29 protein-coding genes are annotated in these 26,295 nt (G+C 71.3%); 10 read left to right on the forward strand and 19 right to left on the reverse strand.

The window, feature by feature from the left end; genetic code table 11:
* Window positions 1-104 precede the first annotated feature (104 nt).
* The gene (locus ACQPZW_RS20075; RefSeq protein WP_433796439.1) at window positions 105-728 is read right to left on the reverse strand and encodes a PH domain-containing protein; all 624 of its coding nucleotides are present in this window, start codon (window positions 726-728) and stop codon (window positions 105-107) included.
* A 235-nt stretch (window positions 729-963) separates the two neighbouring features.
* Between ACQPZW_RS20075 and ACQPZW_RS20080 the strand changes: the two genes are divergently transcribed.
* A complete protein-coding gene (locus ACQPZW_RS20080) occupies window positions 964-1,590 on the forward strand; it encodes a hypothetical protein (protein ID WP_433796440.1) in 627 nt (208 codons plus the stop codon).
* Here the strand turns inward: ACQPZW_RS20080 and ACQPZW_RS20085 are convergent.
* From ACQPZW_RS20085 to ACQPZW_RS20095, 3 genes are all read right to left on the reverse strand, one after another.
* The gene (locus tag ACQPZW_RS20085) at window positions 1,587-2,042 is read right to left on the reverse strand and encodes a hypothetical protein (protein ID WP_433797581.1); all 456 of its coding nucleotides are present in this window, start codon (window positions 2,040-2,042) and stop codon (window positions 1,587-1,589) included. The two genes, ACQPZW_RS20080 and ACQPZW_RS20085, sit on opposite strands and share 4 nt — an antisense overlap.
* A gap of 224 nt (window positions 2,043-2,266) precedes the next feature.
* Window positions 2,267-2,704, reverse strand: a complete 438-nt coding sequence (locus tag ACQPZW_RS20090; protein ID WP_433796441.1) for an SPW repeat protein — start codon at window positions 2,702-2,704, stop codon at window positions 2,267-2,269.
* 162 nt (window positions 2,705-2,866) lie between these two features.
* Window positions 2,867-3,460 carry a sigma-70 family RNA polymerase sigma factor gene (locus ACQPZW_RS20095; RefSeq protein ID WP_433796442.1) on the reverse strand — a complete coding sequence of 198 codons (594 nt, stop codon included), beginning with the start codon at window positions 3,458-3,460 and terminating at the stop codon, window positions 2,867-2,869.
* A 158-nt stretch (window positions 3,461-3,618) separates the two neighbouring features.
* Here ACQPZW_RS20095 and ACQPZW_RS20100 point away from each other — a divergent pair, with 158 nt between their 5' ends.
* From ACQPZW_RS20100 to ACQPZW_RS20120, 5 genes are all read left to right on the forward strand, one after another.
* Window positions 3,619-5,601: a cytochrome c oxidase assembly protein gene (locus ACQPZW_RS20100; protein WP_433796443.1), complete on the forward strand. Its 1,983-nt coding sequence runs from the start codon at window positions 3,619-3,621 to the stop codon at window positions 5,599-5,601.
* Between the two features lie 24 nt (window positions 5,602-5,625).
* On the forward strand, window positions 5,626-6,015 hold the full coding sequence (locus ACQPZW_RS20105) for a hypothetical protein (protein ID WP_433796444.1): 390 nt from the start codon (window positions 5,626-5,628) through the stop codon (window positions 6,013-6,015).
* A gap of 79 nt (window positions 6,016-6,094) precedes the next feature.
* Window positions 6,095-6,688 (forward strand): copper chaperone PCu(A)C, encoded by a 594-nt coding sequence (locus ACQPZW_RS20110; RefSeq protein WP_433796445.1) that lies wholly within the window; start codon window positions 6,095-6,097, stop codon window positions 6,686-6,688.
* 17 nt (window positions 6,689-6,705) lie between these two features.
* Window positions 6,706-7,842 (forward strand): Dyp-type peroxidase, encoded by a 1,137-nt coding sequence (locus tag ACQPZW_RS20115; RefSeq protein ID WP_433797582.1) that lies wholly within the window; start codon window positions 6,706-6,708, stop codon window positions 7,840-7,842.
* A complete protein-coding gene (locus tag ACQPZW_RS20120; RefSeq protein WP_433796446.1) occupies window positions 7,839-8,375 on the forward strand; it encodes a copper resistance CopC family protein in 537 nt (178 codons plus the stop codon). The genes ACQPZW_RS20115 and ACQPZW_RS20120 overlap by 4 nt, the downstream gene beginning before the upstream one ends.
* An 18-nt stretch (window positions 8,376-8,393) precedes the next feature.
* Here the strand turns inward: ACQPZW_RS20120 and ACQPZW_RS20125 are convergent, their stop codons facing one another.
* The 3 genes from ACQPZW_RS20125 to ACQPZW_RS20135 form a co-directional block, all read right to left on the reverse strand.
* Window positions 8,394-8,711, reverse strand: coding sequence for a hypothetical protein (locus ACQPZW_RS20125; protein WP_433796447.1), 318 nt, complete (start codon window positions 8,709-8,711; stop codon window positions 8,394-8,396).
* A gap of 56 nt (window positions 8,712-8,767) precedes the next feature.
* On the reverse strand, window positions 8,768-9,700 hold the full coding sequence (locus ACQPZW_RS20130; protein ID WP_433796448.1) for a DnaJ C-terminal domain-containing protein: 933 nt from the start codon (window positions 9,698-9,700) through the stop codon (window positions 8,768-8,770).
* A gap of 152 nt (window positions 9,701-9,852) precedes the next feature.
* On the reverse strand, window positions 9,853-10,770 hold the full coding sequence (locus ACQPZW_RS20135; RefSeq protein WP_433796449.1) for an SDR family NAD(P)-dependent oxidoreductase: 918 nt from the start codon (window positions 10,768-10,770) through the stop codon (window positions 9,853-9,855).
* Between the two features lie 109 nt (window positions 10,771-10,879).
* On the opposite strand from ACQPZW_RS20135, the gene ACQPZW_RS20140 reads away from it, so the two are divergent.
* Window positions 10,880-11,548 carry a TetR/AcrR family transcriptional regulator gene (locus ACQPZW_RS20140; RefSeq protein ID WP_433796450.1) on the forward strand — a complete coding sequence of 223 codons (669 nt, stop codon included), beginning with the start codon at window positions 10,880-10,882 and terminating at the stop codon, window positions 11,546-11,548.
* Window positions 11,549-11,645: 97 nt separating this feature from the next.
* On the forward strand, window positions 11,646-12,326 hold the full coding sequence (locus ACQPZW_RS20145) for a class I SAM-dependent DNA methyltransferase (RefSeq protein ID WP_433796451.1): 681 nt from the start codon (window positions 11,646-11,648) through the stop codon (window positions 12,324-12,326).
* 45 nt (window positions 12,327-12,371) lie between these two features.
* Here the strand turns inward: ACQPZW_RS20145 and ACQPZW_RS20150 are convergent, their stop codons facing one another.
* Together ACQPZW_RS20150 and ACQPZW_RS20155 are read right to left on the reverse strand one after the other, a co-directional pair.
* Window positions 12,372-14,021 carry a hypothetical protein gene (locus ACQPZW_RS20150; protein WP_433796452.1) on the reverse strand — a complete coding sequence of 550 codons (1,650 nt, stop codon included), beginning with the start codon at window positions 14,019-14,021 and terminating at the stop codon, window positions 12,372-12,374.
* Between the two features lie 339 nt (window positions 14,022-14,360).
* Complete coding sequence (locus tag ACQPZW_RS20155) at window positions 14,361-14,567, reverse strand: hypothetical protein (RefSeq protein WP_433796453.1); 207 nt, start codon at window positions 14,565-14,567, stop codon at window positions 14,361-14,363.
* A 306-nt stretch (window positions 14,568-14,873) separates the two neighbouring features.
* Between ACQPZW_RS20155 and ACQPZW_RS20160 the strand changes: the two genes are divergently transcribed.
* The gene (locus tag ACQPZW_RS20160; protein WP_433796454.1) at window positions 14,874-15,002 is read left to right on the forward strand and encodes a hypothetical protein; all 129 of its coding nucleotides are present in this window, start codon (window positions 14,874-14,876) and stop codon (window positions 15,000-15,002) included.
* Between the two features lie 128 nt (window positions 15,003-15,130).
* On the opposite strand, the gene ACQPZW_RS20165 is transcribed toward ACQPZW_RS20160, so the two are convergent.
* The gene (locus tag ACQPZW_RS20165; protein WP_433796455.1) at window positions 15,131-15,841 is read right to left on the reverse strand and encodes a hypothetical protein; all 711 of its coding nucleotides are present in this window, start codon (window positions 15,839-15,841) and stop codon (window positions 15,131-15,133) included.
* Window positions 15,842-15,999: 158 nt separating this feature from the next.
* Here ACQPZW_RS20165 and ACQPZW_RS20170 point away from each other — a divergent pair, with 158 nt between their 5' ends.
* Window positions 16,000-16,335: a hypothetical protein gene (locus tag ACQPZW_RS20170; RefSeq protein ID WP_433796456.1), complete on the forward strand. Its 336-nt coding sequence runs from the start codon at window positions 16,000-16,002 to the stop codon at window positions 16,333-16,335.
* Between the two features lie 203 nt (window positions 16,336-16,538).
* Here the strand turns inward: ACQPZW_RS20170 and ACQPZW_RS20175 are convergent, their stop codons facing one another.
* From ACQPZW_RS20175 to ACQPZW_RS20215, 9 genes are all read right to left on the reverse strand, one after another.
* A complete protein-coding gene (locus ACQPZW_RS20175) occupies window positions 16,539-17,156 on the reverse strand; it encodes a hypothetical protein (protein ID WP_433796457.1) in 618 nt (205 codons plus the stop codon).
* 121 nt (window positions 17,157-17,277) lie between these two features.
* Window positions 17,278-20,961, reverse strand: coding sequence for a SpoIIE family protein phosphatase (locus ACQPZW_RS20180; RefSeq protein ID WP_433797583.1), 3,684 nt, complete (start codon window positions 20,959-20,961; stop codon window positions 17,278-17,280).
* A gap of 98 nt (window positions 20,962-21,059) precedes the next feature.
* Entirely contained in the window at window positions 21,060-22,133 is a 1,074-nt protein-coding gene (locus tag ACQPZW_RS20185) for a hypothetical protein (RefSeq protein ID WP_433796458.1), read from the reverse strand.
* The gene (locus tag ACQPZW_RS20190; protein ID WP_433796459.1) at window positions 22,126-22,758 is read right to left on the reverse strand and encodes a SigE family RNA polymerase sigma factor; all 633 of its coding nucleotides are present in this window, start codon (window positions 22,756-22,758) and stop codon (window positions 22,126-22,128) included. The genes ACQPZW_RS20185 and ACQPZW_RS20190 overlap by 8 nt, the downstream gene beginning before the upstream one ends.
* A complete protein-coding gene (locus ACQPZW_RS20195; RefSeq protein ID WP_433796460.1) occupies window positions 22,745-23,470 on the reverse strand; it encodes an endo alpha-1,4 polygalactosaminidase in 726 nt (241 codons plus the stop codon). The genes ACQPZW_RS20190 and ACQPZW_RS20195 overlap by 14 nt, the downstream gene beginning before the upstream one ends.
* A gap of 418 nt (window positions 23,471-23,888) precedes the next feature.
* Window positions 23,889-24,617 (reverse strand): uridine kinase, encoded by a 729-nt coding sequence (locus tag ACQPZW_RS20200; protein ID WP_433796461.1) that lies wholly within the window; start codon window positions 24,615-24,617, stop codon window positions 23,889-23,891.
* Window positions 24,618-24,678: 61 nt separating this feature from the next.
* Window positions 24,679-25,062, reverse strand: a complete 384-nt coding sequence (locus ACQPZW_RS20205) for a hypothetical protein (protein WP_433796462.1) — start codon at window positions 25,060-25,062, stop codon at window positions 24,679-24,681.
* A 5-nt stretch (window positions 25,063-25,067) separates the two neighbouring features.
* Window positions 25,068-25,685: a GNAT family N-acetyltransferase gene (locus tag ACQPZW_RS20210; protein ID WP_433796463.1), complete on the reverse strand. Its 618-nt coding sequence runs from the start codon at window positions 25,683-25,685 to the stop codon at window positions 25,068-25,070.
* A complete protein-coding gene (locus ACQPZW_RS20215) occupies window positions 25,682-26,269 on the reverse strand; it encodes a dihydrofolate reductase family protein (protein ID WP_433796464.1) in 588 nt (195 codons plus the stop codon). Before ACQPZW_RS20215 ends, ACQPZW_RS20210 begins: the two co-directional genes overlap by 4 nt.
* Window positions 26,270-26,295 lie beyond the last annotated feature (26 nt).

Raw genomic sequence — 26,295 nt, forward strand, 5'->3', positions numbered from 1 at the left:
CCACCCCGGACGCACCGCTCACCGTGTCCCGGCGCTCCACGGTGGCCTGGTCGGTGCTGCTGGAGGCGATCGTGCCGCATGGAGGGTGATCGGCCGCTACCGGCTCAGGCGAGCAGTTTCGCCTTGGCCGCGGTGAACTCCTCGTCGGTGAGCAGGCCGGCGGTCTTCATCTCGCCGAGCTGGACGAGCTGGGCCATCAGGTCGTTCGGGGCGGGAGCGGGAGCGGGAGCTGGGGCGGGCTCCAGCGCAGGCTTCGCCACCACGGCCGGGTCGGGGGCGGCCACCACGGTCGGCAGGACGAGGTTGGTGGAGACCGCACCGGCGCGCCGCAGCTCGACGTCGCGCTGGTAGTGGTGCTGGGACCAGTACCGGCGGACCGTGTTCGCCTGCTGGAGGATCAGATCGCGTACGTCGGAGGGGTTCTCGATCGACAGGAGTGTGAGCTCGTTCTGCCCGAACCTGCCGGCGTGGGCCCGGTCCAGGCGCAACGTGAGGTCGCCGACCCCGCGTACCCGTTGGGTGATGTGCTGGGTGATGTCGGCGTCGACGACCAGCCAGATCGGGATGATCTCTTCGCGGGTGGAGATGACCCCGGAGGAGAACCTGATCGCGTCGGCGGTGACGGTGTAGGAGGCCGTCTGCACGCGGCCACCGGTGGCGAGCGCGGTGAGATCCTGAGAGGACCCGGACCAGAGCACGTTGCCGAACGCGGGGTTCATCTCGGTCATCGGTCCTCTTCCTCCAGCGCGCCGACGAAAGGCGAGTCATTCTTGCGTACGGCACGATAGCCAGCCCGCGCCCGCCCGGTTCGGGCCAGGAGCCCTTTCGGCCCCGGCTTCGCGGATTCCGGGCCGGTCCGCGCGGGTACGGCAGGGCGGGTCCCGGACGAGCGGATGCCTCAGGTGACGGCCCCGTCGTCCGATGAGCGACAGGCCGTCGTTGCGACACCCGGGGGAGCGCCCGTTGAGACTGGGCCGTGCACTGTGCCTCGCCGTGCTCGCCTTTCTGCTGGTCGGCGCTCTCGGCACCGGTTGGTGGAACACGAAGGCCGGCGACCTGATGCAACGCGAGCGGACCGCGCTGGGGCCGGTGATCGGTGCGGTACACGTCATCCGGTTCGCCCCCACGAATTTCGTTCCGGACCTGCGGGGTCGTGGTCTGACCGACTTCGCGGCCGTCGATGAGCTGGTGGCGCAATTCGACGGAAGAGACGCGGTGTACGAGGCCCTCGACCGCCTCGACGCCGCCGACCTGACATTCGAGGAACGTGCCCTCCGGAAGCCGCTGCGGCCGATCGCCGACGACTACTTCACCGCCCATAGCAGGCTGGCCGAGCGGAACCTCCACTACACCGGCATCGACGGGATAGCCGCCGGTAATCTCCTGCTCGGCGCCCACGATCGTCACATCGCCGAGTTGGGGACGGTGGCCGGGGAGTTGGCGGCGTCGCTCGAAGCGCGTGACGCCCGACTGTGCACGGACCTCGAAGCGGCCCGTACGATCCGCAACGCGGCCTTCGCGTCAGCAGTCCTGATCGCCCTGCTGGCGGTGGGCCTGGTGACCCGCTGGAGGCTGCGTCCCCGACGCTAACCGGCCGGCGTCAGGGGCTCGGTGGAGCCCGTGTCGATGGCGTCGCGAACCTTGTCGGCGGCGCCGCGGATCATGGCGCCGTAGTCGTCGGCGGGCAGTGCGTCGAGGGCGGCGGCCGCCTCGGCGAGGTGATGGCGGGCCTGTTCCTCGTTGCCGGCGCGCCGGTGCACGTCGGACAGGTTGAGGTGCAGCGTGGGAAGGAATGCCCTGGCCCGCCAGGTGTCGTCGTATTCGCGGGCGCGCGCGTCGGTGAGGTCGGGGAACGCCTGCAACGCCCGCTCGTCCCAGCGCAGCTCGTCCTGCACGGATCCCTGCAGATCAGCGAGGTAGTGCGCGATGGCGCACCGGTGCAGCGCGTCGTCGGTGGTCTCCCACAGGCGTTCCAGCGTCGCGCGGGCCGCGGGCGGGTCGCCGGCGGCGCTCATCTCCAGCGCTCTGCTGATCTCTTCCATCACGGCGTCGGTCACCGTTCGTCCTCCGAGTCCTCGTATCTCTGGACCTTCTCGGAGTTGATCGTGAGCGCTCGACCAGGTCGAGGGTCAAGCCGGGCCGGCGGGAGCGGCGGCGGTGGAGCGGGTCGGGCCGGCGAGGCGACCCACCATCGGATGCCGCTTTCCGCCCGGGTGGGGCATGTGGGATGGCAGGTCGCCGAATCCGGTGGTGGCCGGCCCGCGGCTCACTCCCGGGTGGCAGCCGACGTCAGGATCGAGACGGCGGCGGCGCCCAGCACCATGATCACGGCGCCGGTCACGACATTGTTGATCATGATCGAGGTGGTGCTGGGGGACTGTTGGATGATCCACTGAGAGACCACCACCCACGCCCCGATCACGGCGGTCGCCCAGCTCAACCGCACCATCCGCTGAGGCATCAGGGTGAGGCCGAGCGCCGTGACGGCCACCGCGATGCCCATGACCAGATTGCTGACCCGGACGCCCGGCGCGGTCGCCTCGAAACCGACCACCCAGGGTGAGATGGCCAGCCACAGGCCGGCCAGCAGTGTGGTGCCGTCGGTGATCACCGCTGGACCGCTGGCGGCGGCCCGCTCGTACCGGACCTGCATCTCCATCAGGTCCGGGTGGGTGGCCATGGGTGCGTACCCGATCTTCTCCATCGTCGTCTCCTCCGTTGCGCAGTACTGACACCTTCCCGGTGGAAGTACCCCCTGACCAGCAGAAACAACAGAGGTCTACGCTGATGTGACGGGTGTTGAGGCGGTGGCCGGTGTGGTGACCGCCGAGCCGGGCCCGGCTCGGAGGGGGCCAGGGACGCGCGGTCAGCCCACCGCACGATCGGCGGGCACCACGTCGCGCATCGCGGCGGTCAGATCGTCGCGGGCCCGGGCGACCCGGGAACGGATGGTCCCGATCGGGCAGCCGACCACCTCGGCGGCTTCGGCGTACGACAGCCCGGCGACCTGGGTCAGCACGAACGCGTCACGGCGCTCCGGGGACAGGCCACCGATCAGGTCGGCGAGCGCCTGCTGCTCCTCGAAACGCGGCCCACCCGGCCAGGACACCGACTCGGCGGCGGCCTCCCAGTCGGGCAGTGTCGCCGCCCGCGGCCGGCGGGAGACGGCCCTCGCGTGGTCGGCGGCGACCCGGCGGGCGATCGCGAACAGCCACGTACGCACCGTGGACCGCCCGGCGAAGCCCGGTAACGAGCGCACCACGCGGATGAACGTCTCCTGCGTCAGGTCCTCGACGTCGGCCGTGGGGGCCAGCGTGGCCATGAAGCGCATGACGTCGCGCTGGGTGGCGCGGATGAGAGCCGTGACGGCCGCGGCGTCGCCCCGGACGGCGCCGTCGACCAGCGGAGCGAGGACATCGGTGCGCGCCCCTGAGTCCGGATGCTGCCGGTCGGCCGTCACACCGCGACTTCGATCTGCCGTGCCGGGAACCCTGTGAGATACACACCGTTACAGTCGTCGCGTCCCGCGGCGCAGTTCCCGTGATCGCGGCGGAGTCCCGGCGGGAGGCGCGGGTCACGCCGGGAACCACAGCGCCGTGCCGGGCGACTGATGATCACGTGCGAAGTGCGTGGAGAACCCCGACGGTGGCGCTGGCCGCCGCCGCGGCGACGGTGTCCGCCCTGATCGTGGCGTTGCGTTTCGGTGGCGCGGTCGACGACACCGTGCTGCCGGGCATCCCCGGGCCCGGGGCGTTCACCGTGTGGATGCTGCCGGTCGTGCGGATGCTGGCGAACGTGCTCGGCGTGCTGACCGCCGGTCTGAGCGTCACCGCGGCGTTCCTGCTCCCCGGTGACGGGCCCAGCGTCGCCGCGCACGGCTGGCTGCTGCTGCGCCGGGTCACGTTCCTCGCCCTGGCCTGGGCTCTCGCGTCCGCCGCCCTGATCGTGCTGACCGTCTCCGACGTGCTCGGCACGCCGGTGGACCGGCTCGGCGGCGCCAGCGTGGCGAGCTTCGCGCTCTCGATCGACCAGGGGCGGGCGCTGCTGCTGCAGGCCGGACTCGCACTGGTGGTGGCGGTCCTGAGCCGCGGTGGGGTGTCGCGTGGACCGGCCGCCGTCACGGCCGCCCTGGCGATGGCCGCGCTGCTGCCGCCCGCGTTCACCGGTCACGCATCCGGGGCGGGCAACCACCAGGTCGCGGTGACCGGGCTGGCGCTGCACATCCTGGCGGCGTCACTGTGGATCGGCGGGCTGGCCGGTCTGCTGCTGGTACGCCGACACCGCCGGTTCGCCGACACCGCCGCCCGCTACAGCCGGCTCGCGCTGGCGTGTTTCGCGGCGACCGCGATCAGCGGGACGGTCAGCGCGGCCGTACGGCTCGGCGGCCTCGACGCCTTAGGGGAGTCACGGTACGGCGTACTCGTACAACTGAAGATCTTGGCGCTTGTGACCGTCGGGGTGATCGGCGCGGCGCATCGCAGCCGGACCCTGCCGGCGTTGCGTGCCGGATCGCCGTGGGGGTTTCTGCGGTTGGCGGCCGGTGAGCTGGCCGTGCTGGCCGCGGCGCTCGGGCTGGCGGTGGCGCTGTCACGCAGTCCGACGCCGGTGCCGCAGGAGCCGGCCGGCCCCGATCCGCTGGTGGAGCTGCTCGGTTTCGGCATGCCGGCCGAGATGACCGCGGCCCGGCTGCTCGGCGGCCCGCTGCCGGACATGTTCTTCCTGACCGTCGTCGTGGTCGGGATCCTCGCCTACCTGGCGGGGGTGCGCCGGATGTACCGGGCCGGGCACGGCTGGCCGGTCGCCCGGACCGTGTCCTGGATCGCCGGGATGCTGCTGCTGGCCGCGATCACCGGCCTGGGTGTGGCCCGGTACGCCTACGTGCTGTTCAGCGTCCACATGGTGCAGCACATGGTGCTGTCGATGGCGGTCCCGATCCTGCTCGTCGGCGGCGCCCCGGTGACCCTCGCCCTCCGGGCCCTGCGCCGACCGGCCGATCCGCAGGTCCGCGGCGCCCGCGAGTGGCTGCTGATCATCCTGCACAGCCGCGCGGCACGGCTGCTCAACCACCCACTGACGGCCCTGGGTATCTATGTGACCAGCCTGTTCGGCCTCTACATGGGTGATCTGCTCGGCACGCTGATGCGCTACCACCTCGGCCACCTCGCGATGCTGGTGCATTTCGTGTTCGCCGGATACCTGCTGTTCTGGGTGCTGATCGGCGTCGACCCGGGCCGCCGCCGGGTCCACCCGGCGATGCTGACGGTCGTGCACCTGCTGGCGATGGCGGCGCACGCCTTCTTCGGGTTCGTGATGTTGCAGTCCACCACGGTCATCGCCGCCGGCTGGTACACCGCCGTCCACCCGCCGTGGGCCGCCTCGCTGCTCGCCGACCAGCGGCTGGGCGCGAGCCTGGCCTGGTCGTTCGGCGAGATCCCGGCCGTGATCATCATGTTGGTGCTGGTCCGCCAGTGGATCCGCTCCGACGAGCGCGAACAGGCCCGCCTGGACCGGGCCGCCGACCGCGGCGACGACGAGCTCGACCGGTACAACGCCTTCCTGGCCGCCGCCGCGGCGAACGACGGCACACGGCGGGAACCATGATCGCCATCGCGGCGACTACCAGGTATGAGCACGATGCAGCGGCCGGTACTACGCCTGGTCGGACCGGACGAACGGGCGCCACGGCCGCGGCCGCGGGGCGACCCGGTCCGGTGGGCGCTGGCGGTCGTCGCGACCCTGCAGATCCTTCTCGGCCTCGGCCAGGCCGGCGGGGGTCACGTCAGCAACGAGTCGATGGCGTGGAACATCGCGCTCGGAGCGGCGTTCCTGAGCGTGGCCCGGGCCGGGCGCTGCCCGCCGGGTCTACTCGCGGTCCTCGGCGCGTTCGTCGCCACCCTGCTTCTGCTGAGCGTGGGCGATCTGTTCAGCGGGCGGGTCGACGCCGGCCGGCTCGCCACCCACGCGCTCCTGATCACCGGTTCGGGCCTGGTGCTCGCCCTGACCCGCCGCCGATAGAGATTCTCGGCGCCCCCGGGAACTCGCCGGACCCGAACAGCTGACCAACGAGTAACCACCCTTCAACGAAACGGGCATCATGCGACTCACCTCCCTCACCGGCTCCCAGCGGCGCACCGTAGCGTCGGTCCTGCTCGCCGGGCTCCTGACCGCCGGCACCCTCACCGGGTGCGGCGGCAACGACGAGAACACCACCGGCGGCGGTACGACGCCGAGCCCGGCCCCGTCGGCCACGGTGGCGTCCGCGTTGACCGTCAAGGACCCGTGGGTCAAGGCCTCCGCGGCGGGCGAGATGACCGCGGCGTTCGGCACGCTGGTCAACGGCACCGGCGCCGACATCACGGTGACCGGGGTCGAGTCGCCGGCCTCGCCGATGGAGCTGCACGAGATGGCCATGAAGGACGGCAAGATGGTCATGCAGGAGAAGCAGGGCGGCTTCGTGATCAAGGCCGGCGGCACCCACGAGCTCGGTCCCGGCGGCGACCACCTGATGCTGATGAAACCGGCGCAGGAGATCAAGGCGGGCGACGAGCTGACGTTCACTCTCAAGCTCGCCGACAGCTCGACCGTGTCGTTCACCGCGCTCGCCAAGCCGTTCGCCGGCGCCGAGGAGAGCTACGCGCCCGGCCACGGCTCGCCGTCGGGCATGCCGATGGGCAGCATGGCGCCGTGACGTCCCAGCCCTTTCCGGTGAGCAGGCGCGGCCTGCTCACCGGCGGTGCGGCAGCCGGCCTCGGTGCGATCACCGTGGCCGGCGCTCCCGCCGCGGCCGCCGCCGTCGGCGACCTCGGCACCGCCGCCGTCGGATTCCACGGTCCCCGGCAGGCCGGGGTGGCCGAGGACCCACCGGCACACGCCTCGTTCGTGGCGTTCACCCTCGCCCCCGGCACCGACCGGCAAGCCCTCGGCCGGATGATGCGGCTGCTCACCGACGACGCGTCGCGCCTCACCCGCGGCACACCGGCGCTCGGCGACACCGACGCGACCCTGGCCGTGCTGCCCGCGCGGCTGACCGTCACGTTCGGATTCGGGCCGGGCCTCTACCGGGCGGCCCGGCTGAGCCCCCCGGTCGCGGACCTGCCCCGGTTCTCCATCGACCGGCTGCAGGACCGCTGGTCCGGTGGGGACCTGCTGCTGCAGATCTGCGCCGACGACCCGCTGACGGTCGCGCACACCCAGCGCATGATGATCAAGGACGCCCGGCCGTTCGCGAAGGTGCGCTGGGTGCAGCAGGGCTTCCGGCGCAGCCCCGGCGTGCAGGCCCCCGAGCACACCCAGCGCAACGTGATGGGCCAGCTCGACGGCACCGCCAACCCGCGCGGCCCCGAGATCGACCCGGCGGTGTGGAACCCGGACGGCTCCACCACCCTCGTGGTCCGCCGGGTCCGCGCCGAGATGGAGACCTGGGACAAACTGTCGGTCACCGACAAGGAGAACGCCGTCGGCCGGCGGATGGACTCCGGCGCGCCCCTGAGCGGGACTCTGGAGCACGACAAGCCCGACTTCGTGGTCCTCGACGAGTTCGGGCTGCCGAAGATGCCGGACTTCTCGCACGTCACCCGGGCCCGCGTCGAGGACCCGAGGCTGAAGATCCTGCGGCGGCCGTACAACTACGACGGGGTTCCGGACGCGGCCGGCGTGCCGGACAGCGGCCTGATCTTCGCCGCCTACCAGCGCGACATCGTCGAGCAGTTCGTGCCCATCCAGCAGCGCCTCGCCGAGAAGGACCTGCTCAACGAGTGGATCACCCCGATCGGCTCGGCCGTGTTCGCGATCCCGCCCGGCTGCCCCGAGGGAGGCTGGATCGGGCAGCAGGCACTGGGATGAGACGACTGTTCGCCGCCGCCGCGGTGCTGTCGGCGACTCTGGCACCGGGGACTCCGGCGTGGGCGCACGCCACGCTGGTCTCCGCCGACCCGGCCGAGGGCGTCACCCTCGTCACCGCGCCGTCGGCCGTCACGCTGGAGTTCAACGAACGGCTCAACCCCGACTTCACCACCATCGTCGTCAGTGACACGGCCCAGCAGCGGGTCGCGGCGTCACCGGCGACGGTCGACGGCGCCCGCGGCACGCTCACGCTGACCGCGGCGCTGAGCAACGGCGGCTACACGGTGGCGTACCGGGTCGTGTCGGTCGACGGGCACACCGTCCAGGGCTCCTACCCGTTCACCCTCGCCGATCCGAGGCTGCCCGCCGCCGTACCGGCTCAGGCGTCCGTGGCCGCCGCGCCGCCGCCGGTCGACGGGTCCGGCGGCGGTCTCACCGGTGTGCTGATCGGAGTCGGGGCCGGGGGAGTGGTCCTGGTGACGGTGGCTGCCCGGCGGTACCTCTCCGGCCGGCGGCGCACGGCCCACCGGTAGAGCCGAACCGCCCGCCGGTCAGGCCGCTGACCAGCGCCGATCGATCGCCTCCGTGGGGCCGGCGGGCGGCGGCCACGAGTGGTGTGCGCACTCCGCGTCGCACCAGCGGGTGTGGTGACCGCGCTCGACGAGCTCGGCGCGGGCGACACGCAGCCACGCCGGCGGTTCCTTCGGGCTCTCCCGCCCGGTCAGGAACGCGGGGTAGCGGGGATCGCCGAGCGGGTTGGCGCGTTTGTGGATGCACAGCTGGGCCAGGACGTCGTCGACCTGGTGGGGGCTGGCGGCGATGTGCAGCACCCACTGGTCGTCGACCGGCGGTGGCGGCTGGGACCACATCGATGATCACCTCCTGGTGTGCTGTCGGGCTGACGGATCGAAGAGACCACCCACGGTCACGGCCGACCGTCGGGCGACGATGCGACGTGACCGCGGGCGTCGAATTCCGACGCTTCGGCCAACCGTCGCCACAGTGCCTGCTCCCGCGCTGATGCGGGCGCCGGCACGACGACCTTGACCTCGGCGTACAGGTCACCGGGCGAGCCGTGCGGGTGCGGCATCCCACGGCCACGCAGCCGCAGCCGCCGGCCCGTCGACGAACCGGCCGGCACGCGCACCTGCACCGGGCCGCCGGGCGTGTCGACCGGAACGCTCGCACCGAGCGCGGCCTCCCACGGCGCGACCGGCAGGGCGACCGTGACGTCGCGGCCGTCGACCCGGTAGCGCGGGTGCGGGGCCAGACGCACCACCAGAGACAGATCGCCGTACGGGCCACCGCCGGCGCCCTGCCCCACCAGACGGATGCGCTGTCCCTCGGTCACACCGGCGGGAATGTCGATGTCGTAGCTGCGCGGGCCGGTGACGGTCTGCAGGGTGATCCGCCGCCGCCCGCCGGTGCACGCCTCCTCGACGCTCAGTTCGAGCGTCACCTCGGCGTCCGGAGCGGGCGACCATGTGCCGGAACCGGGGAGCCCGCCGCTGAAAAGGCCGCCCAGCAGGTCATCGAATCCGCCGGCGCCGAACCGCACCCGCCGTGCGCCGCCACCCGGAGCGCCGGCGGGCCCGGCCGCCGACACGGGGCTGTCGTGGTCCTGCGGGATCTGCCGCCAGCGCTCGCCGTACCGGTCGTAGCGGAGGCGGCTCTTCGGGTCCGACAGCACCGCGTACGCCTCGTTGATCTGTTTGAAGCGTTCCTCGGCGCCCGGGTCCTTGTTGAGGTCGGGATGATATCGGCGGGCCAGCCGGCGGTAGGCGCGCTGGATGTCCTGCTGCCCGGCCGACCGGTCCACTCCCAGCGCCTGGTAGTAGTCACGTGTCGTGGTCGCCACCGCCTCGTCCTCTCCCTCTGCGTCCCGACCGTTGCGCCGCTCGAAGAGCTCCTCCATTCCACCAATAAAACCTGGGCTGAGCAGTGTCAAGTCTGGTCGGGTGTCACCGGTGAGGATCCCCTTGGCGAGGTGTGCCCGGGCGTCCCGGATGATCACCGCGCGATGGCCGCCCCGGACGGGAACGTCACGCCGGTGAGCTCTTCGGAGGCGGCCCAGAGCCGCTGCTGGACGGCGATGTCGTACGACTGCGCGCTCGAGGTGACCAGCCGCGGGTGGCCCTTGACCTCGTAGCGTCCACCGGGACCGTAGTACTGGCCGCCGAGCGCCGCCGGGTCGGTGGCGGCGCGCAGGGTCGGCAGGGCGCCCATCGCCGGAGTCTGGGTGACCACCGGCGTGATCCAGCCGAGCGGGATCCGCAGGGCCGCGGGGGTGTTACGGGCGAGCTCGGTGCCGGACAGGCCGGGGTGCGCGGCCAGAGCGGCGGTGGTGCCGTAGGCGGCGAGGCGGCGCTGCAGCTCGTAGGTGAACATCAGGTTGGCCAGCTTGGACTGACCGTAGGCGCCGACCCGGCTGTACGAGCGCTCCCACTGCAGGTCGTCGAAGTGGATCGCGGCCTGGATGCGGTGGCCGGTGCTGCTGACCGTCACCACGCGGGAGCCGGGCACCGGCAGCATCAGGTCCAGCAGCAGCCCGGTGAGCGCGAAGTGGCCGAGGTGGTTGGTGCCGAACTGCATCTCGAAGCCGTCCCGGGTGGTCTGCTTCGGGGTGTACATCACGCCGGCGTTGTTGATCAGCAGATCGATCCGGTCATGTCTCGCCCTCAGTGCCGCCGCCGCGGTGCGGACGGAGTCGAGCGAGGTCAGGTCGAGCGCCTGCACGGTCACGTCGCCGGTCATGCCGGCCGCGGCCCGGGCGCCCTTCTCGACGTCGCGCACGGCGAGCACCACCGACGCACCGCGCTCGGCCAGCGCCTTGGCCGTCTCGTATCCCAACCCGGTGTTGGCCCCGGTCACCACGGCCACCCGTCCGTGCTGGCCCGCAATGCTCGCCGTCGTCCACGTCGCGCTCATGTCAGTGTCTCCCGCATCTAAAGTACCGAAGGTATCTTGCAAGGACGACATTAAAGTACCTGCGGTACGCTGTCAACGTACCGCAGGTACTTAAGTTAGGCTGGTGATCGTGAGTTTCCAGCGGGCACGAACCCAGGAGCAGCGCGAGATCCGTCGCCGGGCCATCCTCGACATGGCCTCGGCGATGCTCGACGAGATGCCCGTCGCCGCGGTCACCCTCAACGAGCTCAGCCGCCGCGTCGGCCTGGCCAAGCCCAACGTGCTGCGCTACTTCGAGTCCCGCGAGGCGGTCCTGCTCGAACTGCTGGACCACTTCCTGCAGCAGTGGCTCACCGAGCTCGCCGACGACCTGGCCGCCGGCGTCGACGACGACCTGCCCATGGCCGCCCGCGCGACCGCCGTGGCCGCGATCCTCAGCCGCTCACTCGCCGGCCGCACCGTGATGTGCGACCTCTTCGGCGCCCAGGGCAGCGTCCTGGAGCACAACGTCTCCGTCGAGGTCGTCGCCCGCTACAAACGCGCCTCGCTGCAACGCCTGGCCACCATGACCGACCTGCTCCGCGACCACCTGCCGGAGCTCGGAGAGAACGCGACCATGTTCAGCCTGCAGACCATGGTGCTGGCCGGTGCGCTGTCCGCCTACAGCACACCCCCACCCAGCCTGCAGGCCGCCTACCTCGCCGAACCCGACCTGGCCCGCTTCCACCTGGAGCTGAAGGACTCCCTCGAGCTGGCGCTGACCGCCACCCTCCTCGGCGTGCTGCCCCGCCCACTCTGAGCCCTCGCCTACGTGGACACGCCGGTAGTGTCATCGTCCCGGGCGTGGACGGCAGGCAGCGCGAGCACAATCCGGGGAACGAGGAGAGGCGCGGGAGATGACGTTGGCCGAGGGCCGGGAGACTGCAGGTTCGGGAGCGCACGCGGGGGAGTGGCTGGCCGACACCCGGACGTCGTACGACACCGTCGCCGGCAGCTACGCCGACTTCGTCCGTGATTCGCTGGCCGAGGAGCCGTACCTTCGCGCTGTCCTGACGCTGTTCGCGGACCTGGTCGACGCCGCCGGCGGCGGGCCGGTGGCCGATGTGGGCTGCGGACCGGGGCATGTGACGGCCCACCTGCGCGGACTCGGCGTGGACGCTTTCGGCGTGGATCTGTCGCCGGGCATGGTCGACATCGCCCGGCGTGACCACCCGGGTGTGCGGTTCGAGGTCGGCTCGATGACGGACCTGCGGCTCGCGGACGCGTCGGTCGCCGGCGTGCTCGCCTTCTGGTCGCTGATCCACATCCCCGACGACATGATCCCCACGGTCTTCGGCCACTTCCGGCGTGTGCTGCGCCCCGGCGGGCCGCTGCTGATCGGCTTCCACGTCGGAGACGGGTCCCGGTTGAAGTCGGAGGGCTACGGCGGCCACCCGATGAGGGTCCACGTTCATCGACGACAGCCCGACCAGATCGTCACCCGGCTACGCGACGCCGGCTTCACGGTCGACGCCCAGATGGTCTTCGGCCTCGACGAGAGCCGCCCCGGGGCGGTCGTCACAGCGCACCACGACTGAGGTGGGGCCGGCACCTGAGTGCCGGCCCCACCAACGATCACATGATCAGCGGATGACGAAGGTTCTGCTGGTGGCCGAGGACGCCTTGCCGTAGGCGTCGCCGGAGAACCTGGCGACGAGGTGGTACTGGACGTTCCTGTTCGCCGAGACGAGCCCGATGTAGTAACGGCCGGAAGCGTCGAGCGTGAAGTCCTTCGTGTGCAGCGTCCGCCACTTCTTGCCCGACCTGCCCTGCAGTACGGCGGTGAACGTGCGACCGGCGACGGGTGAGGACACGGCGACCTTGATGACGATGTTCTTCCTGTCGCGGAAGTAGGCGATCTTCTTCACCGTCTTGTACTGCCCCGACACGGTGACCGTGGTCTTCGTGACGGTCTTGTAGGTGGCCGAGGCCGACGACGGCTTGTTGCTGTCGTCGCCGTCGTAGTAGGCGGTGATCGTTCCGCCCGCCGGCGCCGGGATGTCGACTGTCGCGGCGCCCGCCGGATCCGTCGTCGCGGTCATGGTGAGCTCACCGGCCGGGCCGGAGCGGACGAACCGGACCGTCACGCCCGGGCGGCCGGCCACGGTGGCGGTGGCACGGACCTTGGCGCCGGCCTTTGCGGGCTTGACGAGCTTCAACTCGGTGCTGGTCACCGCGAGGTCGGGCAGTGTCTCGAAGCCGCCGGCGAGGTAGTAGACGTGCGGCTGCTCGGCACGGCCGGTGAAGTCGTCGAGGATCGAGTAGAGGCGCGTGTCGTCGGCGGACCAGGTCAGCGTCCCGGACAGCGGCGCCGGCCGGTTGTAGGCGGCCTTCGGGTGGGCGTTACCGGACAGGACCTGGGTGCCGGCGGCGACGTCGAACGCGACGATGTTGCCGCCCGGCCCGTAAGTGCTGTCCACCCCGCCGCCGATCATGTCGCCGCCGTGGGAGTAGGCGACGTCGGCCGGGTACGGGCCGGTCTCGAACGACCCGGCCACGGCCAGGGTGGCGGCGTCATACTGCGCCAGGTGGTACGGGGAACCGGCGGCCGTGGCCACCTTGCTGCCGTCCGGGCTGACCGAGACCCGGGCGAGGTAGCCGTCGGTGTTCCTCTGCGCCATCGGGGCGACGGTGGCCCCGTCGACGGAATAGGTGAACACCGGGCCACTGCTGATCCCGCCGACTCCCGCCACGAGAGTGCCGCCGGCGCCGGCGAGAAGCGGTGCGGCGTACATGATGGTGGTCTTCACGGTCTGCGGGTCGGTGCCGGTGGCGGCGTCGACCGAGCCGATGCTGCCGTCCCCCTGGTCGCAGCCGGCGCCGTAGAACAGGCGGGACCCGGCGAAGGCGAGGTGGACCGGGCACTCACCGGTCGGGTAGCGCCCCACCTCGGCCAGCGTGCCGGTGTCGAGGACGGCGATCGCACCGGCCTGGCTGAGCGCGACATAGACCCGGTCGCCGGACGGCGACGCCAGCACGTCACCTGCCCCGAACATCCCGGTGACGCTCTTCTGGGTCACACCGTCGGTGCCGAGGACGGCGACGGTGTTGCCATCGGAGACGAACAGCTTCCCGTTCGCGGCCGCCATGCTCTTCGGCGCGGCCAGCGTCGTGGGTCTCGTGGGAATGTCGGTCACCGCGGCCGCTTGTGCCGGCGCGGCAGCGAACAGGGTGGCGGCGACGACACCGGCGGTGGCCAGTGCGGCAGCCGCCGGGCGGGAGCTCAGGGGCATTACATCGGGTCCTTCGGTCGGTCGCGGGGCGTGGCCGTCCTGCGATCGGCGGTGGACCGTGTGTGCTTGAGAAGAACCCGGTGAGTGAGACTTCAGCCGCCCTCCCGGTTACCGGTGGCTCGCTCGTCGAACGGGCCCGCGCCGGCTGCCGGCCGCCACGTCGCCGCGACTGCGCTGGGCTTGAAGGCGCGAGCCACAAGTCTCGGGGCCAGCCGCCCTCGATCCGTGGCCGGTTGCCCCGGTCATCGACTAGTCATGCCGATGACAGCCGGCGCCGGACAGGGGTGGATGCCTTGACCGGCTGTCGCGGACGTGAGTAAGCGTTCGAGTGGCGGCAGGTCAGCCGCTTCGACGGTTGCCGTACTGGCGAGGGTTCTGCACCGTGCCGGAACGGCCGTGGACGGTGCCCGCGGCACCGCTGACGTGGCCGGCGGCCGCCTTGCCCTTGGACCGGCGTGCCGCCCGGTTCTCGAAGGGCTGCGGCTGCTCCTCGGACTCCTCTTCGGCGGTGGCGGTGGGATCGGCGTCGCCGGTAGCGTCGGTCATCGGTGTCTCCTCGTGCTGTTCGGGAACCGCCCAATCACTGCGGACCTTCAGGCGGCCGCCGCGATAACCAGACGGTAGCGCAGACCGAGCCGGGCCGTCGGACCGCCCTGACGCACAGGCCGGACGAGATCCGGACGGCCCCGACACGATGTCCACGAGAGCAGTAACACACTTCAGTCCTCGAAACCGGGCATCCGCCCGACGTATTCTCATGCCGCCGACGGTGCGGCCTTCCTGCCTTCCGGGTTCATCGCGGCGGCGCTCGGCCCAGCCGAGTTGTCGGGTTTCGAGCCGGCGCTACAGGCCGTGTTCGCCGAGTTCATCAACGAATGGGACACCCCGCGCCCGGTCCGGCGGCTGTTGGGCGAGCGGTATGGCACGGCCATCTGGCGGATCACCGGTGAGTTGCCGCCGGACCTGACACCAGGTACCTGAGGGTCGTTGCCGGGCCGCGGCGGCGAGTTCAACGGGGTCATCGGCTTCAACGTCACGGCCCGGCCTGTCGGTGGCTCAGGACCACCGCGGTTCGCGGAAGACGATTGATGGATATCGAACGGTCGCGGTCACATGTCGGCGACGGTCAGCCATTCGGCGGAGCGTGGCCGGTAGCCGTACCGTTTCGTCAGACCGTGCACGATGGCGGGCATGTGAGCGGCGCCGTAAACGACGGCGACCTCGATGCTCTCCCCGCTGCGGTCCTCATGCAGACGGCAGAGAACGGAGAGCAGCCGATCGTCGCGCTCACCACCGAAGGCGGCCTCGAGTCGTGGCGACAAGTCGGCGCGGTCCTCCTCCGCCGTCGAGGGCAGGTCGTTCTGCTCCATCGACCGCGTCCAGATCATCCGGGTGCCGCCGAACAGGCGCGTCACCACGACGAAGGGAAGCACGCACCACACCACCAGCCGGTGCGACAGCGGCACTCGGCGCCAGCCGACCGTGAACTCCTCGAGGCTGACGTCCGGGCGTAGCACCGGAACGCCCAGCGCGGCGTAGTCGATGTCCTGCGGCACCAGCTTCGCGCGCCGATTGAACCGGAGCACCGTATAGCTCAGTGTCAGCGCGCCGGCCACGACCGAGCGCTTCCGCCGGCCGCCGCCCACGCCCTCGACCACTACGACGTCCGCCCGCTTGAGCCGGGCGGTAACTGCCGTATAGAACGCGGGCTTCGCCACATGGATCATCGGATACAGCACGAATTGCAACGCCGAGTCACGACGCCGCAGCCGGATGACCGCCGACCGGACCCCGAATTCCGTCACCTCGATGATCTGCATGTCGCCCCCGCGCCGCATCTGAAGTGTGTCCGTCATAGTGGCAGCGGTCGTCCATGGCGGACCGGCGAGAGAGCCGGCAGACGCTGTGGAGGGAGCCGGCTTCGACCTCAGCTGCGCCTGTCGCCGCCCTTGTTGCCGGCGACGGGTAGCGTCCGGGTGTGGAGTTCATGGATGGGGTCAACGTCATCATGGCGGTCATGGGCCTGGGTGAGCTTCTTCTCGGCTCCTATGTCCTGACCACCGGACGGGTTCCCGGTGGTCGCGCGAGGACCCCCGATCGGACTCGGAAGCTCGGTGTGTACTTGATCCTCTTCAGCGGATTCTTCCTGTTGCAGGTGGTCGGCTATGTCGGTGTCCGGCTCGATCTCTTCTCCTCGGTCATCCGGGGTGTGCTGGTTCTGCTGGCCTTCGCCCTCGGCGTGATCGCGTTGACGAGGTACCGGCCACAGTTCGCGCTGACCAGGTTTCGCCGGCGGACGAAAGACACCCTCTGACGACCACCCTGGCGTTCGCTGGACATGCTGACGGCGAGCCGGCAACTGTGGCCGGCGGAAGTCGAGGCATTCGGTCGGGGCCGCGATTGTCACCGTGGGCCAACTGCTGAGCAAGCCGGACCGGATCGGATATGCGGATGCCGAGGTCGGGTCCTACGCCAGATCTCCAACGCGCCGGCATAGCGGTGAGCCCTGAGCCGTGGTCACGGGCTCCCGGCGAGGCGGGCCAGGGACGTTCGGGTGCTCTCGATCAGGGCCTCGCCGAGCGCCTCCAGGTCGTCGCAGGGACGCGACGGCATGTCGGCGTTGGCGCCGAGAGCGGTGCTGAGCCTCAGGTTCGAGTCGAGCACGTCCAGGGACACGGAGCAGACCGTCCCCCCGTCGACGTTCCTCGTCTGCGAGACGAGACGTGCGGCTCGTCCCAGGTTCGGGACGTCCCGCGGGCTGCCTTCGGTTTCGTCGTACCGCCACCCGACCCACGCGACGGCCGCGTTCGCGCCGTACGTGAACTCCACGGTGCCGTAGCTAGCCCAGAAGCCGTCCTCGTCTTCGACGACGTAGGCGCAGGTGTCGGGGTTCGCGGACGGCTTCGGTCGCAGCGCGGGATCACCGAGGCGGGTGGCGACGGCTGAGATGTCGAGAAGGGAACAGGCGTCGGCGGTCTCGCGGTAGCGTTCGTCGTTCCATGCGTGGGCGACCACGCCGCCCGCGGCGACGAGCACGAGGATCATCACGGCCGAGAGGGACGCGCCGATCCGGGCCGGCGTCAGGCTGGGCCGGGACGGTGGTGGGTCCCACAGCCCGGTCGAGGTATCGATCACCGCGAAACGGTATGCCATCGGGCCGTGGTGTGTGGACCGGCCTCGACCCGGAGTGGCCTGGCGAACAGGACCTCCGTGACCATCAGCGGCGACGCCCGCCCGGGTGGGCCGGTCCAGCCGGTCACCGGCTCGGGGCCTGCCAGCGGCGTTCGATCGTGACGGTGGTCCCGGTGGCTGTCGGTACGACCCGGACGTCGCCGTAGGCGCTCATCAGCAGGGCGCCGCGGCCGCGGTCGCGAGCCGTCGGCCGGGCTCGCCACCCGCCGAAGTCGCGCACCACGATGAGGACCGTGCCGTCGAGGACCCGCAACTCGACCTCGACTTCGGGCCGGCTGGGCTGCTGCGCATGCTCCACGGCGTTGTTGACCGCCTCGGTCGCGGCGACCTGTAGGTCATACAGCAGGTCGGAGTCGATGTCGTGGCCGCTGAGGGCGGCGCGCAGATCGCGGCGCAGCAGGCCGGAGGTCGACGGGTCCAGCGGGTACGACCACGTGAGGTGCAGGTCCGGCACGTCGACCACGAGTGGCGCGTCCGGAGTCCGGCGCCGGCGCAGGACGACCGCCGCGATGTCGTCGCGCTGTGGTTCGGTTTTGTCGGCCAGCAGGGCGTCGAGCAGAGCGGTGGGGGAGACGCCGGCGGCGTACAACTGCCGGCTCTGCCGCTGCAACCGGTCGAGCCCGACGTCGATGGGGGACGGGAGGTCCTCGGCCAGGCCGTCGGTGTAGAGCAGCACCTGGGCGCCGGGCGGCAGGCGGCCGTCGTTCTGCCGGTACGACGCCCGGCGCAGTCCGAGGGGCGGCCCGACGATCCCCTGCACCGGATGGGTGTCCTGCCCGGGTCCGGAGTACAGGGGAGTGAGATGCCCGGCGCTGCACCAGGTGAAGTCGCCGGTGTCCGGGTGCAGGTGCAGCACGAGCAGCGTGGCCATCGCCGGCGTGCCGAGGCGGGAGATCAGTTCGGCCACCCGGGTGACGATGGTCGCGGGCGCGGCGTCCTCGACCGCGTAGGCCCGGACCGCGGTGCGCAACTGGCCGGTCGTCACGGCGGCACGCAGCCCGTGGCCGGCCACATCACCGATGCTGATAACGACACCACCGCCGGGAAGCACCACGACGTCGTACCAGTCACCTCCGGCACGTCCGCCGGCCGGCCGGTAGGCGGCCCGCAGATCCCAGCCGTCCAGGGTGGGCAGATCCTCCGGCGGAAGGCTCTGCTGCAGGGTCGGCACGAGCCGGCGGTCGTGGTCGAGTCGCCAGCCGGTCTGCGCCAGCGAGGCGATCATGTTCGCCATCGGCTCGAGCAGGTCCCGGGCCTGATCGTCAGGCCGGCGCGCCGGGTCGACCAGCACGGTGAGCATGCCGATCTGCTCGCCGTCCCGGCCGCGGATCGCCGCACGAACGGTGCCGGCCCCCGCGGTGGGCATGCGATCCACGCCCGAGGAGAACCGCAGCGGGGGACGGTCGTCGTCGCCGGTGACCACGACCTCGGCGGCGGTGCCCTCCAGCAGGGCCCGCGCCTGTTCGGTGACGGCCTGGAACGCCTCCTCGATGGCGCGCCCGGAGGCGATCACCGCGGCGGTGTCGGCGAGCGCGGACAGCTGCCGGGTCTGTGCGGCGCGGACCCGGGCCAGGCGCAGGGTGTTGCGGACCCGCGCCACCAGTTCCGCGGCGGTGAACGGCTTGACCACGTAGTCGTCGGCGCCGGCCTCGAGGCCCTCGACGCCGGACTCGTCGCCGGCCCGGGCGGACAGCATGACCACCGGGAGCGCCCGGGTGGCCTCGTCGGCCCGGACCGCCCGAACGAGGGCGAAGCCGTCCATGCGCGGCATCATCACGTCGGTGAGCAGCAGGTCCGGCGCGGACCGCCGGATCGCCTCCAGCGCCGCGCGCCCGTCCGGCGCGAGCTCCACCGTCCATCCCTGGTCGCTGAGCAGCCGCTTCAGGTAGGCGCGCATGTCGCTGTTGTCGTCGGCGACGAGGATCCGGGCCACGTCCGCCTCCGGTGGCCGGGACGGCTCGGCCGTGACCTGCGGGACGGGGTGCGGGACGTCGAGCCAGGCGACCGCCTCCCGGGCCGCCGCCCGCGCGGCCGCCGTGTCCGGGAGTGGTTCCGCGGCCGCGCCTTCGACCAGCGGCGCGGTCACCGTGAAGGTGGTGCCGACGCCGGGGGTGCTCGTCACGGTCACCTCACCGCCGTGCAGCCGGGCCAGCTCACGGACCAGCGCCAGGCCGATTCCGCTGCCCTCGTGGCTGCGGGACTGCACACCCCGGACGCGGTGGAAGCGGTCGAACAGCTGAGGCAGATCCTGCTCGGCGATGCCGATGCCGGTGTCCGCGACGATCAGCCGTACCGTGGTGGCGTCGGCCTCCAGCCGGACCCGGATCTCGCCGACGAAGGTGAACTTGAGCGCGTTCGACAGCAGGTTGGTGACGATCTTCTCCCAGTTCAGCGGATCGACGGCCACCGTGTGCGGCAGCGGTGGGCAGTCCACCACCAGGCGCAGGCCGGCGCGTTCGACCGCCGCCCGGAAGACGCCGGCGAGCTCGGCGGTGTAGCGGGCGAGGTCGATCGGGCGAGGCTGGTGCTCCGCCCGGCCGGCCTCCAGGCTGGAGAAGGTGAGCAGATTGTTCACCAGCGAGAGCAGCCGGTCGGCGCTACGCAGGGCGATCTCCACCCGGTCCCGCTGGGCCGGCCCGAGCGGCTCGCCGCCGTCGGCGAGGGCGTCGGTCAGCGGACCCATCATCAACGTCAGCGGCGTACGGAACTCGTGGCTCACGTTGGTGAAGAAGTCGGTCTTGACGCGGTCCAGCTCGGCCAGCGCGGCGGCGCGGTCACGCTCCTGCTGGTACGCCTGAGCGTTGCGCACCGCGACGGCCACCTGCTGTGCGAGCAGCTCGAAGAACGACCGGTACGTCTCGTCCAGGCCCCGGCTCGGGCTGACGCCGGCCAGCAGCACCCCCAGCGGCTGCGACTGCTCGGCCGACGGCAACGCGACGGCCACCGCCGTGCGCACCGGGTCGTCCCAGGCGCCGCCGGTGACGGCCCATCGCTCGGTGACGTCCTCGACGTCGACGCTCCCGCCGCCGGCCGCGACATGCAGACGCCACCCGTCCTCGGCGGGGGAGACGACATCCGGCAGCACCGCGTCGACATCGTCGGCCCCGACGGCTGCGGCCCGCCGGAGCAGGGCGCCGTCGCGCAGGTAGATGGCGGCGAACGGGACGTCGATCCGGTGCTCGCCGATCACCGCGCAGAGCTGCGCGCAGACCTGCTCGACGTCGGCGGTGCGGCCACCGGCCGGCACCGCGAGATCGCGCAGCAGGCGCAGCCGGCGCTCGCCGACCACCTGCTCGGTGACCTCGCTGCACACGGTGAGGATGCCCGCGGTGGTGCCGTCGTCGTCGCGGGCGGGCGCGTGGGAGACACTGAAGTACGCCTCCTCGCGGTAGCCCGACCGATCCAGTGCCAGCTGCAGTGCCGGCACCCAGCTGGCCACGCCGGTCGCCTTGGCGTCGACGATCAACGGCTCCAGGACGTCCCAGCCCTCGGCGAGCGTCACCCGGACGTCTCCGCCCAGCGCATCCGGATGCTTGTCGCCGATCAACGCGGAGTAGGCGTCGTTGTAGAGCTGGGTGTGATTCGGTCCCCAGAGCAGGAGCATCGGATAGCGGGACGACAGCACGATCCGGACGGCCGCCCGCAGACTCTGCGACCAGGTGTGGACCGGCCCGACATCGGTGGCGGACCAGTCGAGCCGGCTCATCGACTGCCCCGTGGCGCCGCCGCCGGCGAAAAGCTCGTCCATCACAGGATCACGCTACCCACCTGTGACCGGCGAATATCCCACCGGTCTATCCGCACAGCCTCCGATCGCGTCACATCATGGCCGGCACCACCTGCCGATCACTCCGGGTTCGAGCGGTTCAGGACGCGGATGCCGGTGGCATACCGGATCAGGTCGGCGTCACTGACGGTGAGGCCGTTGCCGACGGTGATCCGCAGGGTCGCATTCCAGTCCTCGACGTCGATCGACAAGGTCACCTCATCGGCCCCACGGGTCAGCTCGGCGTCGTACCCGTTGATCTTCTCGGTGGGATCGGTGAGCTGCCGCCGCTTGAGCAACACCGTACTGAAACCGCCCGTCCCCGGCACCGCGCCGGGCAGCCGGAAGACCATCCGCGACGCGGTGACGGTCTCGGTCACCAGTCCCTTCGGGCTCAGATCGAGATCAAATGGCGGGGGTACGGCGACCGCAGCGCCCGTCATCGAGTCGGCGAGCGCGACCACCTCGTCCGGACGGTACGTGTCGTCGGTCGCGAGCTGGATCCACCGGGCCGGCGACTCCTTCCAGTACAGCGTGAGCTGCTTGGCGGGAGACACGTTCCTGGTCCGCAGGGTGCCGGCGTGTCCGCGTACCGACACGGGGGTCTCCTCGGCGGTGGCGCTGAACGCCGGCCTGGTCGCGGTGACGGTGATCGTGACATCCGCGTGCTCGCGCAGTTCGGTCGCCTCGAAGAAGGCGATCTGGGCGCCGCCGTTCATCGAGGCCGTCGGGGCGCGCATGCCGTCGCTCGCGGGCAGCGTGTACGGAAATGGCGGCGCCGTCCACCCGGAGGTCAGCTTCACCGCCGTCGACTCCGCCGATCCGTCGCCCGACGGGGTCGACGGGTCGGGACGGGCCGGCGCACTGCTCGCCGCCGGCCGCGTGGAGGGTGCCGGCCCGGGGGTCGTCGCGGTGGGTCCGGGCACGGACGCGATCGGCGGCACGACGGGATCCGGGTGGCCGGTGAGCACGGTCACCAGCGGGATGCCGGCGGCCGTCACGACGACGGCGGCCGCCGCGGCCATGGTGACCAGGCGACGCCGGCGATGGCGGCGGGACCGCTCGTGCACCGCGCTGAGCAGCCCCGCCTCCGACGGCGCGTCACCGGCGGCGTCGTGCATGGTCTCGGCGAGCATGCGGTTCAGGTCATCCATCGCCACCGGCTCCTCTCTCGCTCAGAATCGTCCGCATCCGGGCGAGCGCGCGGGCGGCCTGCGAGCGCACCGTCGATTGTCCGCAGCCCAGCAGGGCGGCGATCTCCTCGTCCGGCAGATCGCAGTAGAACCGCAGGACCAGCACGGCCCGCTGCGCCCGGGGCAGCCCGCGCAGCAGTCCCCACATCTGGTCGCGGGCCAGGACCCGATGCTCGGGCGCGTCGACGCCGGCGGGTTCGGGCACCTCGGCGAAGATCGCTTCCCGGTACGCGCGACGCCGGCGCCAGGACAGGAACTGCCGCACGATCGAGGTACGGACGTACGCCTCGGCGTTGTCCATGGCGGTGATCCGGTCCCATCGGCGGTGCAGCCGGGCCAGCACCTCCTGGACGAGGTCCTCCGCCAGGTGCGCGTCGCCGGACAGCACGTACGCGAATCGCAGCAGAGCCCGGCCGCGGCCGTGGACGAAGTCGTCGAACTCGTCCGTGCGGCCGGGGGAGTGGGCTGCCGGTTCGGTGGTCATCGTGGCCTGTTCGCCTCGACGCCGGAGACCTCCGGGCGCGACGGGGGCGCCGGAGGTCTCGGGGGCGTTGCGGATGCGGGACAGCGGTTCAGCACGCCTCATGGAGGTACGGCTTCGATCCCGGGGTGGTGACGTCGACGTCGCGCAGCACGATCGACAGGCGGCTGCCGTAGGCGTTGCACGCTGTGGCGAACCCGCTGCGCGAGTACTCGATCACGATCACATTGTCGCCGTAGGAGGTGGTGTAGGCGTCGCACTCGTCGAAGTCGGCGCACTCCTCGGCGACCGCGAAGTCGAGCCCGGCCTTCCTGACGTCGGCCCTGCTCAGCTCGGCGGTGTTCTTCTGCCCGATGGCCAGGCCCTTGGCGTGGCTGCGGGTGGCGAGCGATGTGACGTACGCGATCGCCTGGGTCCTGGTCAGAAGCCCTTGGGAGCGGGTGTACGAATCCAGGTTGTCCGGCTCGACGGCCTGGAACCCCTTGGCGGCGCACCGGTCGATCCAGCCGCCGACGATCGTGGTCAGCGCGGCGCGTTTGGCCTCGGTGGAGAAGTCGAGCATCAGCTCGTCCCAGTCCTCGTCGATGACGAGCTCACCGTCGGCGTCGCGCAGCAGCAGGTCGGGGTGGTTGGTCTTCCACCACGACTCGGCGCCCGGCTGGGCCTGGAAGGCGTTCACGTAGCAGATGTTGTAGAGGCCGGCGACGGGTGCCGCCTCACTGTCGCGGCTGACCACACTCACCCCGGCAGGTGGCTTGTAGGCGCCGCCGATCTGGTAGTCGAACGTCGCGTTCGCCGGCGGTGGCGCCCACTTCACCGTGGGCGCGCCGGCGGTGGCGGACGGCGAGACGACGGGCGACGCCGTAGCGGCCGGCGTGGTGGCCGGCTTCGTGGGGCGGCCTTCGAGGGTGTGGCCTGGGAAGGTGTGGCTTGGGACGGTGTGGTTCTGGAGGGTGTCGCCTTCGCCGGTTTGGCGCTGCGCCAGGGGCCGTGCATGCCGGCGTTCGCGGTGCCGATGCCGGCACCGAGAGCGACCATGACGACGGCTGCGACGGCTATCCCCAGCTTGAGCTTCTTGCGGTTGGCTGCCATCGGTGTGACTCCTCGGGTGCTGGGGGCGTGGTCCTCCCCTTGAACGCGATGGGCCCCCGTGGCTGCTGCCGCCGGATCCACAATTCTTCGCTCCGGCCCACTCGTGGTGGACTCGTCACGGATGGTGACCGAGGGTGACAGGCCTAGGTGTCCAGTGCCTTGCCGCCCGCGGAGCGGTCCGACGCCTCCTGAGGAGACCGGGGCGCCTGTGTCGTCCGTACGATGCGAGGCGCCTCGAAATCCTCGTTGTCGATCAGGATGTCGGCACGCTGCTGCGGCGTGCACGCGGCGAAATAGATGCGCTGGGCCTCGACGTAGCGTCGCATTCCCTGATGGCCCGGATCGGGGCTCGTGCCGTCGCGGTGGGCCATCCGTCCCGCCGTCACGCCGAACGGGACGTCCAGGAACACCGACAGGTCCCACACGTCGCCGATCTCGTCGCGGTGAAGAAACAACCCGTCGACGATCAGGACGCTCGCGGGCCTCGCGGTCCGCGGCGGCGGGTCGAGAACCGTGTCGGTGTCCACGTCATGCGCGGCCGGCCGGTACCTCCGCGTGCCACCGGGAGCGAACGGCTCCAGAACGTCACCGCGGAACCGCTGGTAGTCGTACGAGTCCTGCCAGAAGCCCTGTGGGGAGTCACGGCCCTGCCGGTAGCGCACGGCCCGGACGTGATGGAAGTCGTCGACCGACACCCGGACGACCGGACGGCCGAGCGAACGCACCGCCGCGGCGAGCTCGTCCGCGAAGACGGTCTTGCCGGCACCGTCCGGCCCGTCGACGGCGACCCGAGGGCAGGCGCCACCCGGACGCACCGGAATCCGGCGCGCGACATGGCCGATGACATCGTGTCGTCGCACAGAACCTGGCACCGGCCCAGGATGCCAGGCCACACGACACCCCCTGAGCCATGGCCGGGCCGCCTGGCCGGGCTCACTCGCCGGCGGCGTCTCCGGTTCGCGTCGGGCGGTCGCGACTCAGATACCGGACCGGCTTGCCGAGCGACTCCGCGTAGGCGATCTCCCGTCGGGTCGACTCACCCAGGTAGCCGCCGGGATCCACGATGTAGACCTCGTCAGCCATGCGGATCTTCTGGAAGTGCACGCCGCCGAGCCGTCCCTTCAGGTCCGAGCTGTCGGCTGTCCAGTCGTAGCCGGGCAGATCGGGGAGGCTGAACATGCCGAGGCTGATCACGACGCAGCCCTCCATCGTGAGCCGCTGGTTGACCTCGGCGAACTCGGCCTCGAACCTGGTCGAGCCGCAGAGCGTGACGACCTTCGCCTCGTCCTCGGGCGGCCGCGGTGCCTGGTGCTCCATGAGGTTCATGATCGGTCGCCGGGCGGGACGGGTCCATCGGGCTGTGCCGTGTCGCTCCACTCGTCGGCGAGCATGGCGTAGCCGACGCAGTCGAGCCACTCGCCGGATCGGTGCAGGGAGTCCCGGACGGTGTAGAGCTCGCGGCGCATTCCGACGCGTTCCATGAGACGCCACGACGGCTCGTTGGCGGCGAAGCAGGTGGCCGTCACACGGTGCAGGCCGAGGTCCTTGAAGCAGAGCCGCAGCAGCTCGCGGACAGCCTCGGTGGCATAGCCGTGACCGGCGTGCTCCGGGTCCAGCACCCAGCCCAGCTCGGCCTGCATGCCGCGGGCCTGCTCGGCGATCTCCGCCTGGGCCCAGGCGTCCTCGATCCTCACGAGGAGGTCGCCGATGACCGTGCCGCTGTGCTCGACCACGAGGGTCCGGGCAAGACCGTCCGGGGTCCGGAACCAGGTCCGGTGCTCGTCCAGGGTGGCGGAAGCGCGGGTGATCCAGCGGCTGACGTCCTCGCGACGGCGGAACCGCCAGGTGGCGTCGGCGTCGTCCGGGGTGGCCGGCCGCAGCGTCAGGCGGTCGGTGTGCCGGGGCCATGCCAACGAGGCGAGTCCGGTGCCCGCGGTCATGCGCTCGCCTTGCGGACGGCGTACCGGTGGAGGGTGACGCCCTCGTCGAAGCCTGCCTGCTCGATCAGGTCCAGTTCCAGCGGCCCGTCGTGGCCGTCGAACAGCGGTCGGCCGGTGCCGAGGATGACGGGGTGGGTGAACAGCAGCAACTCGTCCAGCAGGCCGGCCCGCAGCAGCGCGGTGGCCAGCGTGGCGCCCCCGACGCCGATGTCGCCTTCGCTCTGCGCGCGCAGCTCCGCGAGTGCGCCGATGGTGTCGTCGCCGCCGATCACCCGCGTGTTGTGCCCGGCGCTGGTCCGCGTGCGCGACACCAGCACCTTCGGCATCGAGGTCCAGATCTCACCGTACTCACGAAGGTAGCCGGGCAGCGAGGCGTCGTCGCGTGCCGCCGGCCAGAACCCCTCCATCGTCTCGTAGACCGTGCGGCCCTGGACCATGAGCGACAGTGCTCGCGCTCGTGCGTTGAACTCGTGGTGCAGGGACTCTCCGATGCGCATCCACGATCCGCCGCCCTGCTCGTCGACGGCGTGCTCGATCCGCAGATCGAGCGACACGTTCATCCAGTACACGAACCGGCCTGGCATCGACCCTCCACGTGACATCGATCGGC

Origin of the sequence: Actinoplanes sp. CA-252034, assembly GCF_050956125.1 — a bacterium.
Taxonomy (GTDB): domain Bacteria; phylum Actinomycetota; class Actinomycetes; order Mycobacteriales; family Micromonosporaceae; genus Actinoplanes.